This window comes from Jutongia hominis, from assembly GCF_014384965.1.
In the GTDB taxonomy this organism is placed as follows: Bacteria; Bacillota; Clostridia; order Lachnospirales; family Lachnospiraceae; genus Butyribacter; species Butyribacter hominis.
In genome coordinates this window covers 1-15844 of sequence record NZ_JACRSW010000033.1, presented here as the reverse complement: position 1 = coordinate 15844, position 15844 = coordinate 1, and the positions used below count along the sequence as shown (strand labels likewise).

14 protein-coding genes, 4 tRNA genes, 1 pseudogene and 1 other annotated feature are annotated in these 15844 nt (G+C 38.6%); of the genes and pseudogenes, 1 reads left to right on the top strand and 18 read right to left on the bottom strand.

Annotated features, from left to right (window positions below; all coding sequences use genetic code 11):
• Positions 1–88 precede the first annotated feature (88 nt).
• From ilvB to H8700_RS10055, 3 genes are all read right to left on the bottom strand, one after another.
• Positions 89–1810, bottom strand: coding sequence for a biosynthetic-type acetolactate synthase large subunit (gene ilvB / locus H8700_RS10065; RefSeq protein ID WP_249305530.1), 1722 nt, complete (start codon positions 1808–1810; stop codon positions 89–91).
• A gap of 118 nt (positions 1811–1928) precedes the next feature.
• Positions 1929–2225: a binding site (T-box leader), on the bottom strand.
• A 58-nt stretch (positions 2226–2283) separates the two neighbouring features.
• Positions 2284–3996 carry a serine hydrolase domain-containing protein gene (locus tag H8700_RS10060; RefSeq protein WP_249305529.1) on the bottom strand — a complete coding sequence of 571 codons (1713 nt, stop codon included), beginning with the start codon at positions 3994–3996 and terminating at the stop codon, positions 2284–2286.
• A gap of 181 nt (positions 3997–4177) precedes the next feature.
• A complete protein-coding gene (locus tag H8700_RS10055; RefSeq protein ID WP_249305528.1) occupies positions 4178–5209 on the bottom strand; it encodes an acyltransferase family protein in 1032 nt (343 codons plus the stop codon).
• 267 nt (positions 5210–5476) lie between these two features.
• Here H8700_RS10055 and H8700_RS10050 point away from each other — a divergent pair, with 267 nt between their 5' ends.
• Positions 5477–5779, top strand: a complete 303-nt coding sequence (locus tag H8700_RS10050; protein WP_249305527.1) for a Dabb family protein — start codon at positions 5477–5479, stop codon at positions 5777–5779.
• Positions 5780–5812: 33 nt separating this feature from the next.
• On the opposite strand, the gene H8700_RS10045 is transcribed toward H8700_RS10050, so the two are convergent.
• From H8700_RS10045 to H8700_RS09975, 15 genes and pseudogenes are all read right to left on the bottom strand, one after another.
• Positions 5813–7318 carry a Na+/H+ antiporter NhaC family protein gene (locus tag H8700_RS10045; RefSeq protein WP_249305526.1) on the bottom strand — a complete coding sequence of 502 codons (1506 nt, stop codon included), beginning with the start codon at positions 7316–7318 and terminating at the stop codon, positions 5813–5815.
• A gap of 118 nt (positions 7319–7436) precedes the next feature.
• A complete protein-coding gene (locus H8700_RS10040) occupies positions 7437–7646 on the bottom strand; it encodes a DUF1858 domain-containing protein (protein ID WP_022141207.1) in 210 nt (69 codons plus the stop codon).
• Between the two features lie 90 nt (positions 7647–7736).
• The gene (locus H8700_RS10035) at positions 7737–8192 is read right to left on the bottom strand and encodes a hypothetical protein (protein ID WP_249305524.1); all 456 of its coding nucleotides are present in this window, start codon (positions 8190–8192) and stop codon (positions 7737–7739) included.
• Between the two features lie 42 nt (positions 8193–8234).
• Positions 8235–8951, bottom strand: coding sequence for an amino acid ABC transporter ATP-binding protein (locus H8700_RS10030; RefSeq protein WP_334299648.1), 717 nt, complete (start codon positions 8949–8951; stop codon positions 8235–8237).
• Positions 8952–9032: 81 nt separating this feature from the next.
• The gene (locus H8700_RS12485) at positions 9033–9707 is read right to left on the bottom strand and encodes an amino acid ABC transporter permease (protein ID WP_249305553.1); all 675 of its coding nucleotides are present in this window, start codon (positions 9705–9707) and stop codon (positions 9033–9035) included.
• 150 nt (positions 9708–9857) lie between these two features.
• A pseudogene (locus H8700_RS12480) lies at positions 9858–10595 on the bottom strand (amino acid ABC transporter substrate-binding protein); the annotation flags it as partial.
• Between the two features lie 109 nt (positions 10596–10704).
• Positions 10705–10777: transfer RNA gene (locus H8700_RS10015), tRNA-Thr, on the bottom strand.
• Positions 10778–10957: 180 nt separating this feature from the next.
• A complete protein-coding gene (locus H8700_RS10010; protein WP_249305521.1) occupies positions 10958–11569 on the bottom strand; it encodes a sigma-70 family RNA polymerase sigma factor in 612 nt (203 codons plus the stop codon).
• A 205-nt stretch (positions 11570–11774) separates the two neighbouring features.
• Positions 11775–12524 carry a 23S rRNA (guanosine(2251)-2'-O)-methyltransferase RlmB gene (gene rlmB, locus H8700_RS10005; RefSeq protein ID WP_249305519.1) on the bottom strand — a complete coding sequence of 250 codons (750 nt, stop codon included), beginning with the start codon at positions 12522–12524 and terminating at the stop codon, positions 11775–11777.
• A 304-nt stretch (positions 12525–12828) separates the two neighbouring features.
• Positions 12829–13272, bottom strand: coding sequence for a Mini-ribonuclease 3 (locus tag H8700_RS10000; protein WP_249305517.1), 444 nt, complete (start codon positions 13270–13272; stop codon positions 12829–12831).
• A gap of 2 nt (positions 13273–13274) precedes the next feature.
• A complete protein-coding gene (locus tag H8700_RS12345) occupies positions 13275–14237 on the bottom strand; it encodes a cysteine-rich small domain-containing protein (protein WP_330606357.1) in 963 nt (320 codons plus the stop codon).
• 250 nt (positions 14238–14487) lie between these two features.
• Positions 14488–15426 carry a DMT family transporter gene (locus tag H8700_RS09990; protein ID WP_249305515.1) on the bottom strand — a complete coding sequence of 313 codons (939 nt, stop codon included), beginning with the start codon at positions 15424–15426 and terminating at the stop codon, positions 14488–14490.
• A gap of 117 nt (positions 15427–15543) precedes the next feature.
• Positions 15544–15614: transfer RNA gene (locus H8700_RS09985), tRNA-Cys, on the bottom strand.
• A gap of 12 nt (positions 15615–15626) precedes the next feature.
• Positions 15627–15698: transfer RNA gene (locus tag H8700_RS09980), tRNA-Glu, on the bottom strand.
• A gap of 33 nt (positions 15699–15731) precedes the next feature.
• A tRNA-Asn gene (locus tag H8700_RS09975) sits at positions 15732–15803 on the bottom strand.
• Positions 15804–15844: the final 41 nt, after the last annotated feature.

The following is a 15844-nucleotide window of genomic DNA, read 5'->3' as shown; positions in this document are numbered from 1 at the left end:
TGTTTCCTCATTTCTGCATACATATCTACCGGCAGATGTCCTGTATGCTAAAGCATCTGTCTTTTCTACTTTTTATCTTTCATTTTCTTTAGCAATCCATGATCATATCGTCTAATGTCTTGCCTGTCGGAACCATCGGAAATACATTTGCTTCGCGTTCAATGACACATTCGATCAGCGTTGGTGCATTTTTATGCTCTTGGGCATAAGCAAATGCTTTTGCAATTTCTTCTTCTTTTGTAATACGGATTCCATATGCTTCATAACTCTCTGCAAGTTTTACAAAGTCAGGAATATATTTCGGACAACATTTATCACGGTTCATGCAATCTTTCTGACAGCTTTTGCGATATGTCAGACAGGTGCTTGAATAGCGTTTGTTAAAGAACAGTTCCTGCCATTGACGGACATTTCCGAGATAACCATTGTTGAAAACGATCAGGATCAATGGAAGCTCTAAAGCAACCGCTGTTGCAAATTCCTGAATATTCATTTGCATTCCGCCATCACCGGAAATAGCAATTACTGTTTTGTCAGGATTACCGATCTGCGCTCCGATCGCAGCCGGGAAGCCGTATCCCATTGTTCCAAGTCCACCGGAAGTCAGAAATTGATGATTGCTTTCTAATTCAAGATATTGTGTTGTCCAAAGCTGGTTCTGTCCTACGTCTGTTGCAACGATCGGATGTTTAATATTTTCATTGATATAACGGATCACTTTCTCCGGTGTCAAACCTTCGTATTTGTCCATGTTGATCGGATTGGCTTTCTTCCACTCTGTCACCTGCTCTAGCCATTTCTCTGCTTTGCTAGGGCTGACATACTCTAACAGTTTCTCAATCGCTAACTTAGCATCTGCGACAATCGGAATATCTACTACGATATTTTTTGAAATAGAAGCCGAATCCGCATCAATATGTATGATCTTTGCGTGTTTTGCAAATTCGCTGATCTTTCCGGTGATACGGTCATTAAAACGGGTTCCTATTGAGAACAGAACATCACATTCCGATACTGCATGGTTTGCCGCATAACTTCCATGAATGCCGATGTTTCCAAGATACAGATCATGCGTTGTCGGAATCGAACCTTTTCCCATGATCGTAGTGATAACAGGGATCTGTGTATATTCGGCAAGCTTTAACATAACTTCATTAGCACCCGCAATATTTACGCCGCCACCCAATAAGAATAATGGTTTCTTTGCCCTCTTTAAAAGTGTACATGCTTTTTTGATCTGTCCGACATGGACACTGTCATTTGGTTTATAGCCTCGGATGCTGACCTCGGTAGGATACTCTTCCGATCCCATCGCCTGCTGGATATCTTTGGGAATATCGACAACAACAGGACCCGGTCTGCCGGTTCGTGCAATATAAAATGCTTCTTTTAAGATCTTAGGCAGTTCTTCTCTGGTTCGTACGGTTACGGCATATTTACAAATACTGTTTGTAATACCGACAATATCAACCTCCTGAAAAGCATCATTACCCATCAATCCTAACGGAACCTGTCCTGTAATGCATACTAATGGAACACTGTCATAATTGGCTGTTGCAATACCTGTGACAAGATTCGTTGCACCCGGTCCGCTTGTTACCAGACAGACACCTACTTTTCCGGTTGATCTTGCATAACCGTCTGCTGCATGGATCAATGCCTGCTCATGACGCGGTAATATCACTTCAATCTGATCCTGATCATATAAGGCATCAAAAATATCAATTGCCTGTCCTCCCGGATAACCAAACAGAGTGTCTACTCCTTCTTCGATCAAAGCTTTTACTATTATCTCTGTACCTTTCATCATCTTTCCTTCACCATACCTTTCTGTTGGATGATTTCTTTTTAGCGTTTCTTGTATCTGACGTGGTATGTTATCCCGAAATTTTTATAACATCTAAAAAACCCTAAGTTAATGTAAATTAACTTAGGGCGAACTATTCCGCGGTACCACCTAATTTCAAAGATTACTCCTCGCACTCATACAACACGCTGATCATATCATTAATATTGCATTCCCTGTAACGGTGGAATTCCGTTGAAGTCTACTAAAAAAGCTTTTCATCTCAGATTATACAATCTGCTGTCATATGCTGACTTTTGCTTCTCTTTCGGTTCACTGCTCAAAGGCTACTTCCATAAATCCGAAACAAAGATTTTCACCATCCATCTTCTCTCTATACTTTCGGGAGATATGTACTCCTCCTCGTCATTGCATTTGATTTTTCGATTGTTGATAATCTTAGCAGATTTCTAAGCATCTGTCAATCTATTTTCCTGCTATTCCTTTGTTGCTGCCGCTTCCTGTTCGAACTTTTCTTCTGCCTTTGCAGCCGGTTTGTCTTCTGCTTTTTCTGCTTTGCTGTCAGCGGATTTTTCTTTGTTCTTTTCTGTTTTGCTTTCAGAAGACTTTTCTTCCATCTTACCTGTATTATCTGTTGTACTGTCGGCTGGCTTTTCTTCTGTCTTTGAAGCTTCTGTATCCTCTTTATCAACGGATTTGTCTTCATTCTTTTCTACTAAACTGTTAGCTGCTTCTTCACTTTCAACAGTCTGTTCTTCCAACTCAACTCCCGCAGCATGCTTCTTTTTTGTATAGACAAACATAGCGATCAGCTTGATCACTGCTCCGATATACAACGAGATTGCAAATGCCCAGATCGCCAGGAACAGATCCGGCATATAACTACGGATCAGATCTGTCTTTGCTACTGTATAAAGCAATCCTAAGACTACACTAGGCACAACCAGATGGATCAATCCATCAATGCAAATTCCACCAATGCTCCATATATGATTCTTTCTTCTATGGCTCCAGAATCCCATCATCATGATCGGAAGCCACGCCAGAACAAGTGCAAGCACGACCAGACCATCAACAATTGCATATTTTGTCATGTAAGTACTGCTGCCGATTTCATCTGCTGTCTTACCAAGAACAATATTTAAAATACCTTTTTCCATTTTCTGGATCAGTTTTTGTCCTACCAGATAATCCATTGTATTAAACATCATCGTAATACCCAGATTTTCTTCCGGCAAAAGCATTGCGACTGTTGTTGCATTCTGTGCTGTTCCTAACTGATAAAGCACTCTTGTACCAGCTACTTTTGTCTCCATCCAGCCCATGCCCGATGATACTTTAGTACCAAAAAGCATATCCGAAGCCTCTGCATCCGTAACATCTCCCTGACCTTTCAGTATTTTCTTAACACTTTTCTTATCTAAGACTTTTCCACCATCATTTAAAAACATTTGCAAATAACGTCCCATGTCTTTTACATTCGATAATAAAGAGTTTGATGCCGCATCTTCCTTATTCTTCTGTGCATCAATCTCTTTTGGAACATGGAAACCAAAATAAGTCTGATACCCTGTTACGATATTTTCACTGAATTCTTTGCTGTTTGACAGTGAAAATGTAGAATTCATATCCAAAACATCAAAAATATTATCCGAAACATATTCTTCATAAGTCATGTTAGTCACAGATTCAATGATCTTACCTAATAACATATAGTTGACATCTGCATAAGCATAATCTCCCCACTCATCATTCAGCTTGATATCAGACAGATCAGAATCTTTAGAAAGACCACTTGTATGTGTTAATAATTGCTCGATCGTAACCGCCTCAGCCGAATGATAATCGGTCAGATAATCGCCAACTGTATCATCAAGCTTTAGTTCATCTTCTTCCTGCAAATGCAATATAGCAGCAGCTGTTATCGTCTGGGATAATGCTCCCATTGTAAAATCCGCCTCTGTCTTTTGCACGGTACCATATGCCGCACAATACAATTCTCTGTTATCATTTACAATAGAAATGGTCATACCCGGAACATGAGCCTCCGGCATTTCTTTTAAAATATACTCTTCTAGCTGATTCTGGTGTACCCCCGATGTTTTTGTTTTGGCATTGGCTATCATTCCCATAAATAATGAAAATGTACACAGTAATGCCATCCCCATAATTATTATTCGTCTTCTCATAAAGTTCCTCCTGTTATCTCAGTACCTCAGGTGATACACCTGAATATTCAGTAATTATACCAAAAAGTATACAAAGAATAAAGTTTTTGTTAGATATTGGCATACGCTCTTTAATCAAAGAGCCATCATACACGCTCCTGTCTTGGAGTGAAAATATATTATTATCACGAACAATTTCCTGTCATACAATCTTTTTGATCAAACGGCTCTTTTTACTGAGTGCAAAAAGCACCAGACAGATTGCTATTGTTATTCCATACAGGACAAGCGGATTTTCCAGATGATAGTAATCCCGTAAAAGCGTTCGAAAAAAACAATGCGGATAAAAAATGCAAGTGCTTAGTTCTCTTGCCCACTGCATCGGAATCCTGTGTAAAATATCTTTTTGTAAGAAAAACACAACCATACATGGCACCAGTATTAAAAAAGAAATACACAAAGAAATATCATCTTTAGTCTCTTTTCCATAGATAACTGTCATTTCCAATACAAGTGCAATTGCCGATAAAATCGTAAGTACTGCTGCCCATGATGCCCTGAAATGCCGGATCAGATCCGGATATGCCAGAAATGCCCCTATCATGAGCAATGGAAAGCCAACATAGATCCCTTTTCTCGGATTTAGGAAAATCTCTAAATAGCGATCGATCACTTTATGCAACGGTGTATTTGCAATAACAAAGTAATAGGTATTCGCAAACAATGCAAAAGTATGTGCTGCGATTGCAAAAAACACCATCACAATCTTATGCCGCCAAAACAGGCAGAGCAGGAAAGCGCCAATAACACATGCTAAGACAAACCACATCGCTCCTGTCGGATAAAAAAGAATCGTCTTAATGATCATCATATGCACTGCTTTCAGATCTCCACCTAAGTTCCGATACCATAACGGAATTGTTACGATCAGGTTTGCGATCGACCATACAAGATAAGGCGGCAATAATTTTATAATGTATTTTCCGACACAATGCCATTGTTCTTTTCTGTCTGTACAATTCCAAAGCTTTCTGCCTAAAAAATAACCCGATACAACAAAGAAGAAAGGAACGCCCATCCGGAATACAACCTGCATCACATACCATTGTGTGTGCTCCGATGGAAAAATTTTGACAAGATTCGTATGTATACCAACGATACAAAGTGCAAAAAACAATTTCCAAAAGTCAATCGTATGATTTTCTTTCCGTTCCTTCTGTGGTGCAGTGTTCATAAAACTCCTCTTTCCTGTACACATTTTTCCATTAAAATCCGTTTGCCGTGTACATACAAACATATTATTTTCCTTTTTCCCCTATCCGCTTTTATTTTTCCCTTCTTCCTGATAGCAGATTTCATCACTTCATGTTATACTATCTCTGTTAAAGTGTCAAAATCATATGACAATGCACTCTTAGAATCTTCTGAACGAAAATCCGGTCAAAAGGATTCGTCTTGGGAAGATACCACAAATGCATAACAAAAATCAGGAGGAATTATTATGGTAAAACACATTATTTTATGGAAATTAAATGATGAATTATCAACAGAACAAAAAAAGGCAGTCAAAACAGATATCAAAAAGAATCTGGAAGCTTTAGTAGGAGTCGTTCCGGGATTAACGAAAATGAATATCCGCACAGAATTTCTTGCTTCTTCTTCTGCTGATATCATGATGGACAGCGAATTAGAATCAAACGAAGCTCTAAAAGGTTATCAGACACATCCTTCACATGTGCATGTTGCTGACACCTATGTCAGACCAAATGTATCCGTTCGTCTGAGCATGGATTACGAAATCTGATTTTCCATCATGATTGGCAAAGACAGAGCAGCCTTATAAGCCTGCTCTGTCTTTTTTATCTTCTTTCCCGGTACAAATTGTGATTACAGCCAATATTATGCTTAATACGACCAGACCGACAATCCATCCAATATACGGATTATGCAGGATGCCCGCAAACAGATATCCCACGCCGCAGGCAGATGCAACAAGCAATGCATATGGAAATTGTGTTGACACATGTTCAATGTGTACGCATTGTGCTCCTGCCGAAGCCAAAATGGTCGTATCTGATATCGGTGAAATATGATCGCCACAGACTGCACCGGCTAAAATTGCGGCTACGCAGACCGTCAGCATCGAACCGGACTCTCCAAAGACCGCAACCGAGATAGGAATCAATATTCCAAACGTTCCCCACGATGTTCCTGTCGCAAATGAAAGTCCTAAAGCAATCACAAAGAATAAAAACGGCAGCAGCATATCAATAACTGCACTGGCTTCTACAATCTTACTGACATAACCGCCAATATTTAAATAGTCTGCACTACAGATTCCTGACAATGTCCATGCAAGACACAGGATCATGATAGCCGATGTCATTGCTTTAAATCCCTGTGTAAAACTTTCACAAAACTGGTCAAAATGAATTATCTTTCTTGGAATATATAAGAAAAATGTAAATACTAATGTGATAAAGCAGCCAATTACAAGACTTTTTGATGCTTCACAATCGGAAAATGCCGTGATCACACTCTTTCCTGTAAACAGGCCACCTGTATAAAGCATCATCGTAATGCAGCTTATGATCAGCACAGCGATTGGGAGTACCAAATCTTTTACTTTTCCTTTTCCGATAACAGATACATCATTGTCCATTTTCTTTCGTTCTTCTGCTGTATACTGATCGATCTCTGCTTTTTTCATGCGCGAAAAATCACGATCCAGCCAGATCAAAAATATCAGAAAGATCAATGTAAAGATAGCATACATATTTAATGGGATCGTATGCAAAAAAAGTGAAAATCCATCAATCTTACTGTCTTTTGGCAGCGATGTACTGACTGCTGCCGCCCAGCTTGAGATGGGTGACAGAATACATACCGGTGCTGCCGTTGCATCGATAATATAGGCTAACTTCTGTCTGGTTACTTTATATTTATCCGTTACCGGACGCATTACCGTTCCTACGGTAAGACAATTAAAATAATCATCTACAAATATCAACGCACCAAGACAGCTTGTTGCCGCTAATGCTCCACGTCTTGATTTGATCGCTGTCGATGCCCATTTACCATAAGCTCTTGATGCACCGGACTTCGTGATCAATGCAACTAATATTCCAAGCAATACTAAAAAAACTAAAATATATGCATTGTCACCAATCTTATCAGACATAATACCAAAAACAATCTCGATTGCTTTGATCGGGTTTCCGGCAGAATATAAAAGTCCTCCCATAATAATTCCGATCAAAAGAGAACTGTATACCTCTTTTGTGATCAATGCCAATACGATCGCAATGATCGGTGGTAACACAGACCAAAATGTTGCTGTCATTTGTAATTCCTCCTACTAATCCTATGCATTTTCTGATATTGCCGGCTTTCTGTTATAAGAAGGTATTATTATCTTTCCTATACTTCCGGTGTGCATACTATATCTGCTCTTATCTTTCCTAAGCTTCTGCTTCTCCGTTAATATGATGATCCAATTTCGCGATCAGTTCCTCTACATCACACTGATGTGTCATACATGCCTGTTCTAATGTTTCTCGCGGTGACATATGGCAGGATACACAATGCATCCCCATTTCATTAAAGCATTGTTCTGCACTAGGATAATATTGTAAGATTGCACCTATCAAGGAATATTTTGTAACTACCATTTTTCTGTCCTTTCCGAAAATTCCATTTACTGTTTTTATCTTTTTTTTCTGAATCTTATCGTCTATCTATTCTCTAAGCATGAGCTTTATTTAGTGCCAGCTGCAACTCCCCGGTTCTTCGTTCAATGCCCTGTACAGATCCCCAATATACCTTTTCTGTCTCTTTTTTAAATATGATTTTAAAAAGAAAAGGCTGAAACGTACACGTAGCGTAATCTTCTCTTTAGACTTTCTTTTACTACGACAGATCACTTCTTCCATAGAAAGGATCGTCCGGCTGTTTTTTTTCATAAGTGAAAAGATTCTTTTTCCCTCGTAGCCGCTGCCTTTTATATGACATTCATAACGCTGATGCGGAATAGTCATACTGACCTCTGCTGTCACAACATCACCATTCTTATAATATTCAACAACAGAATACTTTTTTTCTCCTTCTTCAATCCGAAGCAGATCAGTCCGCCATGTATGATCCGACTGCCCGGTGATCAAAGACCAGATTTTATCTTCACTGCTGCCAAAGGAAGCACTACATGTACTTTTGCTCATTAAATTCCCCGTTTCTTTTTCTTGCTGTACTTTACAAAATTTTTATCCTCGCTGTAGCTTTTTTAAAAAGTTTTGCGTTCTTTCATTAGAAGGATGATCGATCACGTCTTCCGGCTTTCCTTCTTCTACAATCACTCCACCATCAATAAAGACAACCCGGTCGGATACATGACGTGCAAAATCAATTTCGTGTGTTACGATCACCATTGTCATTTTATCTTTAGCAAGTTGCAAAAGAACCTTTAAGATCTCGGCTGTAAGCTCAGGATCCAAAGCGGATGTCGGCTCATCAAAGAAAAGCATCTTCGGTTTCATCGCCAAAGCTCTTGCAATCGCTACTCGCTGCTGCTGACCACCTGAAAGCTGGCATGGATATGCATTTTCTTTTCCTTCGAGTCCAAGCTTTTTAAGCAAAGCTTCTGCCTGCTGATAGACTTCTTCTTTATTGCGCTTTTGTGTATGAATCGGAGCGTCTGTAATATTTTTCATCACAGAATAATGTGGAAACAGATTAAAATTCTGAAATACCAATCCATAATATGGCATCATTTTCTTTGGATCCGTCTCTCCCATATAAGAAAGATTTCCCGATGTCATCGTTTCAAGCTGTGTCGCACAACGAAGTAATGTTGATTTACCCGAACCGGATGGTCCTAAGATTGAAACAACCTCTCCTTCTTTTACATTCAAAGAAATATCTTTTAAAACTTCGAGCGAACCAAAGCTTTTTCGTACATTTTTCATTTCTAAAACAGATATAGACATAGTTTCCTCCCCAGCTAGACATGCCTTTTGATTTGTTACGTTTTGATACGTCACCTGACACGATCCAGATTACTTTTATTGATAATAATTTAACTTCTTCTCGATCAGTTCCATTACAAATGCTACCAGATAATTAAAGATATAGTAGAATACACCCGCTACAAAGATTGGCATTACATTTGTTAATGTTGCAGCAATCTGCTGTGCCATTGTAAACATCTCCATATACGATAATACAAATGCTAAAGAAGTATCTTTTACTAAAGTAATGATCTCATTAGTAACCGGTGGCATAACTCTCTTGATCATCTGTGGCAGAATGATCTTGGCAAATGTCTGTCCTCTTGTATATCCGAGCAACTTAGCTGCTTCTCTCTGACCTGCCGGAATGCTCTCAATTCCGCTACGATAGATTTCTGCAAAATAAGCCGCATAATTCAATGAAAAACCAATGATCACCGCAATAAAACGATAATGCGGAACCGTTGAGGCAAGCTTGATACCAAAAAGATAATATGGACCAAAGAATACAACCAGAAGCTGAAGCATCAATGGCGTACCACGCATAATAGAAATATATATTTTTGTGATCCAGCGGATCGGTGTAATCTTTGTCATTCTTCCAAAGGTCACAAGCAGACCTAAAGGAAGCGAAATGATCATTGTCAGGAAAAAGATCGACAATGTTGCACCAAATCCTTTACACAATTGTTTTGTTATATTTCCGAAATTCGCAAATCCCTGCTTCATCTTACCGACAAAACCGACATGCTCTTCCTGTGCTGTATCACTGTCTGTATTCTTTGAAACCTTTTCTTTCTGAGCGGACGTTGTTTCTTTTACGTCTGTGTTCTTTCCAATGCAAACACACTCCGGCAGATTATAGTCTGCATATTTTTGCGCAATCTTATCCACAGTTCCATCGGCTGCCATCTCATTTAATGTCTCCTGAACCTGATCACGAAGCTTGGTATTTCCTTTATAAAAACCGACACCATATCCTTCTGAAGAAATCTTCTGATCCAGGATCGTCAATGATTTATGTTTTCCGGTCTGGTATTTTGCAACACCAATATCCATGCAGATCGCATCGACTGCACCTGATTCGAGATTCATAACCGCACTGTTATAATCCGCTACTTCCTGCATCTTAGAAAAGGAAGCCGCAAGGTCTTTATTCTCTTTTGTCGCATCATCCCCGACTAATGCTTCTTTTGCGGAAGAATCTGCCTGCACAACGACGATCTTTCCTGCAAGATCTGATAATTTTTTGATATTACTTTCCTTGCTTACCAATACAACCTGTGAATTGTCTACATAGGCATCTGTCCATGTATATTTGTCTTCACGGCCATTCATGGTAAAACCGTTCCAGATACAGTCAATCGTGTTGGATTTTAATTCCATGTCTTTAGAATCCCAGTCAATCGGCTGTTTCTTTAAAGTCCATCCTCTGCGGTTACAGACTTCCTGTGCCAGATCCAGATCAAAACCAACATATTCTCCACTATCATCCTGATAACCATATGGTGGAAATGCTGCATCAAATCCTACTGTAAATGTTTTCTTCTCCTTTGCCTTTCCTGCTACTCCTCCGAACACTCCTGCCAGTACGAAAAGAGCACAGACAAACAGCATGCACTTAAAAATTTTTTTCCTGTTTTGCATTTTCTTCCTCTTCCATCTGTTGAAATATTTTTGCGTCATTCTAAAATAGCGTAGACTCAAACCTAAGTCTACGCTACTAAGCTGTCTAGGGGACTTGAACCCCCGACCTCCGCCTTACCAAGGCGACGCGCTACCGACTGCGCCAAGACAGCAATTTTTATTGCCCAAAACGACAATCACAAATGCTATTATATCTCATATTGTTATACATTTCAAGACTTAATATAAGAATTCTCAAAAATGCTTGACAGGTTTATATAAGATTTTTCTGCAAACAAAGGTTACATCTCCTAAGAAAAAATTTTTCTGCAAATTATGATATTGTTTTGCTATTATTTTCTTTTCTTCGCCACTTTCTTTTTAATGCGTTGCAATGCATTATCAATTGTTTTTGGAGACTTCTCCATCTTTTGGGCAATTTCCTGATAGGTTAATCCCTGTAAGAAAAGCTCTAACACCTGCTTTTCCATATTACTCAGATGCATAAACATCTTTTTTTGCGTATTTTCTACATTTTCCTGTCCTATGATGATATCTTCCGGACTTTTCTGACGCATAGCCTGTGCTGCATCTGTTACAAAGATTTTCTCAAGTTCTGCATTGGTTGGATCCTGTGCATTGTCAATGGAAATATAAGAATTTAATGGAATATTTTTTTTCCGGTTGGACGCTTTGATCGCACTATATAACTGTCTTTTAATACAAAGTGTTGCAAAGGTTTCAAAAGATGCATTTTTTTGATCTTGAAATGTCTGGATTGCTTTATATAAGCCGATCATTCCCTCTTGTAACAGATCATCCTGATCTCCGTCCATTAAAAAGAGAGGACGAGATAAAGCCCGCACCAAACTTTTATAACGTTCTAAAAGAACCGCCATTGCTTCTTCATTTCCATTCTGTGCAGATACGATCAGCTCTTCTTCTTTCTTTTCCTTCAACACCATAGAATCTTTCTCCCCCTCATTTTTTTCTTACAAATCCCCAGCAAAGACTTTTTTCTCCATCCTTATTCTTACAAGTCGCTATCAAAGGCTTTTTCGCACCTCTTTTTCTTGCAACTCGCTATCAAAGGCTTTTTCGCACCTCTTTTTTTGCAACTCGCTATCAAAGGCTTTCACTTATCGTTTTTTGCAAATTTCCAGCAAAAACTTATTTTGCTTTTTTCATTTTCTGTCTTACGATCTCATAAGATAACACACCCATTGCTACAGATGCATTGAGCGAATCAATATCGCCAAACATTGGAATGGACGCTACAAAGTCACAATTTTCTTTGACAAGACGGCTCACTCCATCCCCTTCATTTCCAATAACAACACCAATCGGTCCTGTCAGATCCAATTGGTACATGGGATCTCCATCCATATCACCACAGACAAACCACATTCCTTTTTTCTTAAGTTCATCCATTGTTTTTACAAGATTGGTAACTTTTGCTACCGGAGTATAATTAATCGCACCTGCAGAAGCCTTTGCGACCGTAGCTGTCAATCCGACTGCTCTACGCTTTGGAATAATGACACCATGTGCACCTACCTGATTGGCGGTACGTAAGATAGAGCCCAGATTGTGTGGATCTTCAATATTGTCCAATAAGATCAAAAATGGCGGTTCCTGCTTCTCCTCAGCACTTTGAAGCATTTCTTCTACTGTTCCATATTCATAAGCAGCTGCATATGCAATCACGCCCTGATGCTTTCCGGTCTCTGACATTTGATCCAAACGTTCTTTTTTGACAAAATTTATGATTGCGTCCGTTTTCTTTGCTTCTCTGACGATTGTACGGATCGGTCCGTCCTGACTTCCGTCAAGAACAAAAACCTTGTCAATGGTTTTTCCTGAACGGAACGCTTCTAACACTGCATTTCTTCCTTCTATTGTCAATTCTTCATATCTCATAATGATCCTCCGTCTTCTAAAATGTATTTTCAGTTGTTTCTTTTCTTTATTTATCAATTTATTATAATCCGATCATGATTACTGTTCTTTATTTATCAGTTTATTATAATCCGATCATGATTACTGTTCTTTATTTATCAGTTTATTATAATCCGATCATGATTGCTGCTTCTTTATTCCCAGTGTTATGAACTGCTCTATGTAGCTGATACCCACTTCATTATTTCATGCAGCCCCTTCGTTTCATTTCCACATTCACTTTTTTACAAATTCTCTTTAAATCATTTTCAACGAGCTTTGTAGATTACAATGTTTCCGGAAGCAACTCTGCTTTTTCCAGTCCCTTTTTTACAAGTTCTAATGCTCGTGGCGTTTCATGTTTCAAATATAAATATCCAATCAATGCTTCAAATCCCGTTGCTACGCGATAATCGACAATCGAAGCATTTTTAGCAGATGTTGCTGATTTTGTATTGCGTCCATGACGATAAACAGCTTCTTCTTCCTGTGTAAGATCTTCCATGATCACCTTCATCAATTTTGCCTGTGAAGTTGCTTTTACAATACTGCTTGTTATCCGATGAAAATTTTTCACTTTACCGTTTCCAAGGTCAATTACGATCGTTCGTATGATCAGATCATACACACAATCTCCAATATAAGCAAGCCCTAATGCGGAATATTGCTCCGGCTTTAATTTTGACTCTCCAAAAAATTGCTCAATATCTCCCAAAAAATCTTTTTCCATACTTAGCCTCTTTTCTTTTTATCCATTTCCTGCTTACGTCCATAACAATATGAGCAGCCACTCTCCATCCCCAGACAGCTTTCACAATCTTTACAGATCGTTTGTAAATTTTCTACACTAACCAGATAAATCCCGGCAATACTCATAGACGGTTGCATATTATCCTGTTTCCACGAAACACCTGCTTTTTGAGAATTCATCAGATCCAATAATGGCTTGACAGCATCTATGTTCATTCCATAATATCCGGGTCCAAAAGACGGGCTGCAAAATGCATTATCCGTACTATGTTTCTTTTCCAAATACTCCTGTACATACTCTCTTGTAACATCCATACAGGCAATTTGAAAAAGCTCAATATAATATTGCATTAACAAAGATGTTTTTTCACCCATTGGTATATCAGGCGCATGAAAACAATATAAATAACCGCATACGATCTGTTCTCTGCATATTTTTTCTAAAATGTTACATCGTATATTGGTTTCACCAAACATAAAAAAACCAGCTTGTATGCATTCTTTTTCAAATGGCTGCAAAAGAACTTTGATCGAATATAATGTCTTATCTTTCTCTAAAATAGAGACCATTCCACTTGTAGCTTCTGCTTTATGTTCACGATATGTCTGTTGATCCATTTGTTCCCAGGATGCCATCCTTGCTACCCGCTCCCAGATAGTGTCCCAAATGCTTCGTATATCAATCGAAAAGGTCTGATCTGTTTCCATGAGCTTTTTCACGATCCGGTCATACATATCCGGTCTGTGAACAATCGTACAATTCGTACAATCTTTAATCTTTTGCCCTCTCGCATCTTTAATATAAACCGGATTACCAAGACACTGTTCTTTCCAATATAACGGGCAAAAGCAAAAAAGACAATTAAAATCTGTATCATCTTTTACAGAATGACATGGAAAATACTCACATTCTCTATTTTGAAAAAAACGATAACTATTTTTCATGTTCAACTCCATTTCCAAGCTTTTGCTTTTCTATTTTTCAGATCATTTTTGCTTAGCACAACTCATCTACTGATCATTTTTACTTACCATAATTCATCTACTGATTATTTTTGCTTATCGCAACTCATTTACAGTTTCAAAAACACAACAACATAAAATCTGACTATCACCTTTAAGTCTCTTATTTTTTCATATTTCAAGCATACATTCTTGTACATCCTGCTATTTTAGAACATTTTGCTGTCACTGTCTATTTTTTCTTCTTTTTATCCGAATCCCTGTTTACAAGATAAATCCCACAAGATACTAAAATTAAAGCAATTAATGTTCCGAGTCCCATATCCTGTTTTTCCTGCAAAAGCAATGCAGACAAGATCACGCCTGCAATCGGATTAAAAAATCCAAAAACAGTTACTTTTGAAATCGGATTATACTTTAACAAAACACCCCATAAAGAATATGCAATTGCCGATACAAATGACAAATACAAAATAATAGCAATTGCACCGTTCTGTCCATTTTGGATTTGTCCGCCCAATACAATTCCTGTCACCAGCAAAACAATGCCACCAGCCATAAATTGATATCCACTAAGCAGTACAGTATTTTGTGTCTTTCCATACTGCTTGATCATGACTGAGGAAATGGCATAGGATAACGCTGCAAGCAGTATAAAGCCATCTCCGTTCCAGATAAAATGAAGCTCTACACTTCCTGACTGCATATTAATACATATCACTCCAAGAAAACCTAGCAGACAACCGATCAGAATTCTTTTGTTAAGCTTCTCCTGATGGAGAAAAACACCAGCGATCAAAATCGCAAAAAACACATTACATGCAGTCAAAATAGAAGCCTTTACACCAGTCGTATGAGCCAGCCCAATATAAAAAAACAGATATTGGATCACTGTCTGAAATGCGGCAAGACAAAGAATCGCTTTCACATTTTCTTTTCGCGGAAACAAAATATTTCTTTGCAAAACACTTCCTATGATAATCGTAAGCACACCTGCTAAAAAGAAACGAACTCCGGCAAAAACAATCTGAGATGCCATATCTTTTATATCAATATTCCAAAGTTTATAGCCGATTTTAATTCCCGGAAAAGCACTTCCCCACAGAACACAACAGATCATAGCCAGAAGACATACAATAACTGTCTTTTTTAGGAAATGTTCTTTTTGCATCTTACTCCTGTCCTTTCTCTTTCAATTTTTACAAACTTCTATTACAAACAACGCATCTTTTCCTATAAAATACATTATATTGAAAAAACCCCTATGATAAAATCATAGAGGTCTCTAAGGCGACTAACGGATTTGAACCGATGATCAGGGAGTTGCAGTCCCATGCCTTACCACTTGGCTAAGTCGCCATAATGTAAAAATGACTCCAACGGGATTTGAACCCGTGTTACCGCCGTGAAAGGGCGATGTCTTAACCGCTTGACCATGGAGCCATAAAATATAGTATATTCAATTTATTGAATAAACTCCCCGAGTAGGGCTCGAACCTACGACATTTCGGTTAACAGCCGAACGCTCTACCACTGAGCTATCGAGGATTATCCCGGCACAGTTCCCTGCTGCCTTCAAAACTACATAC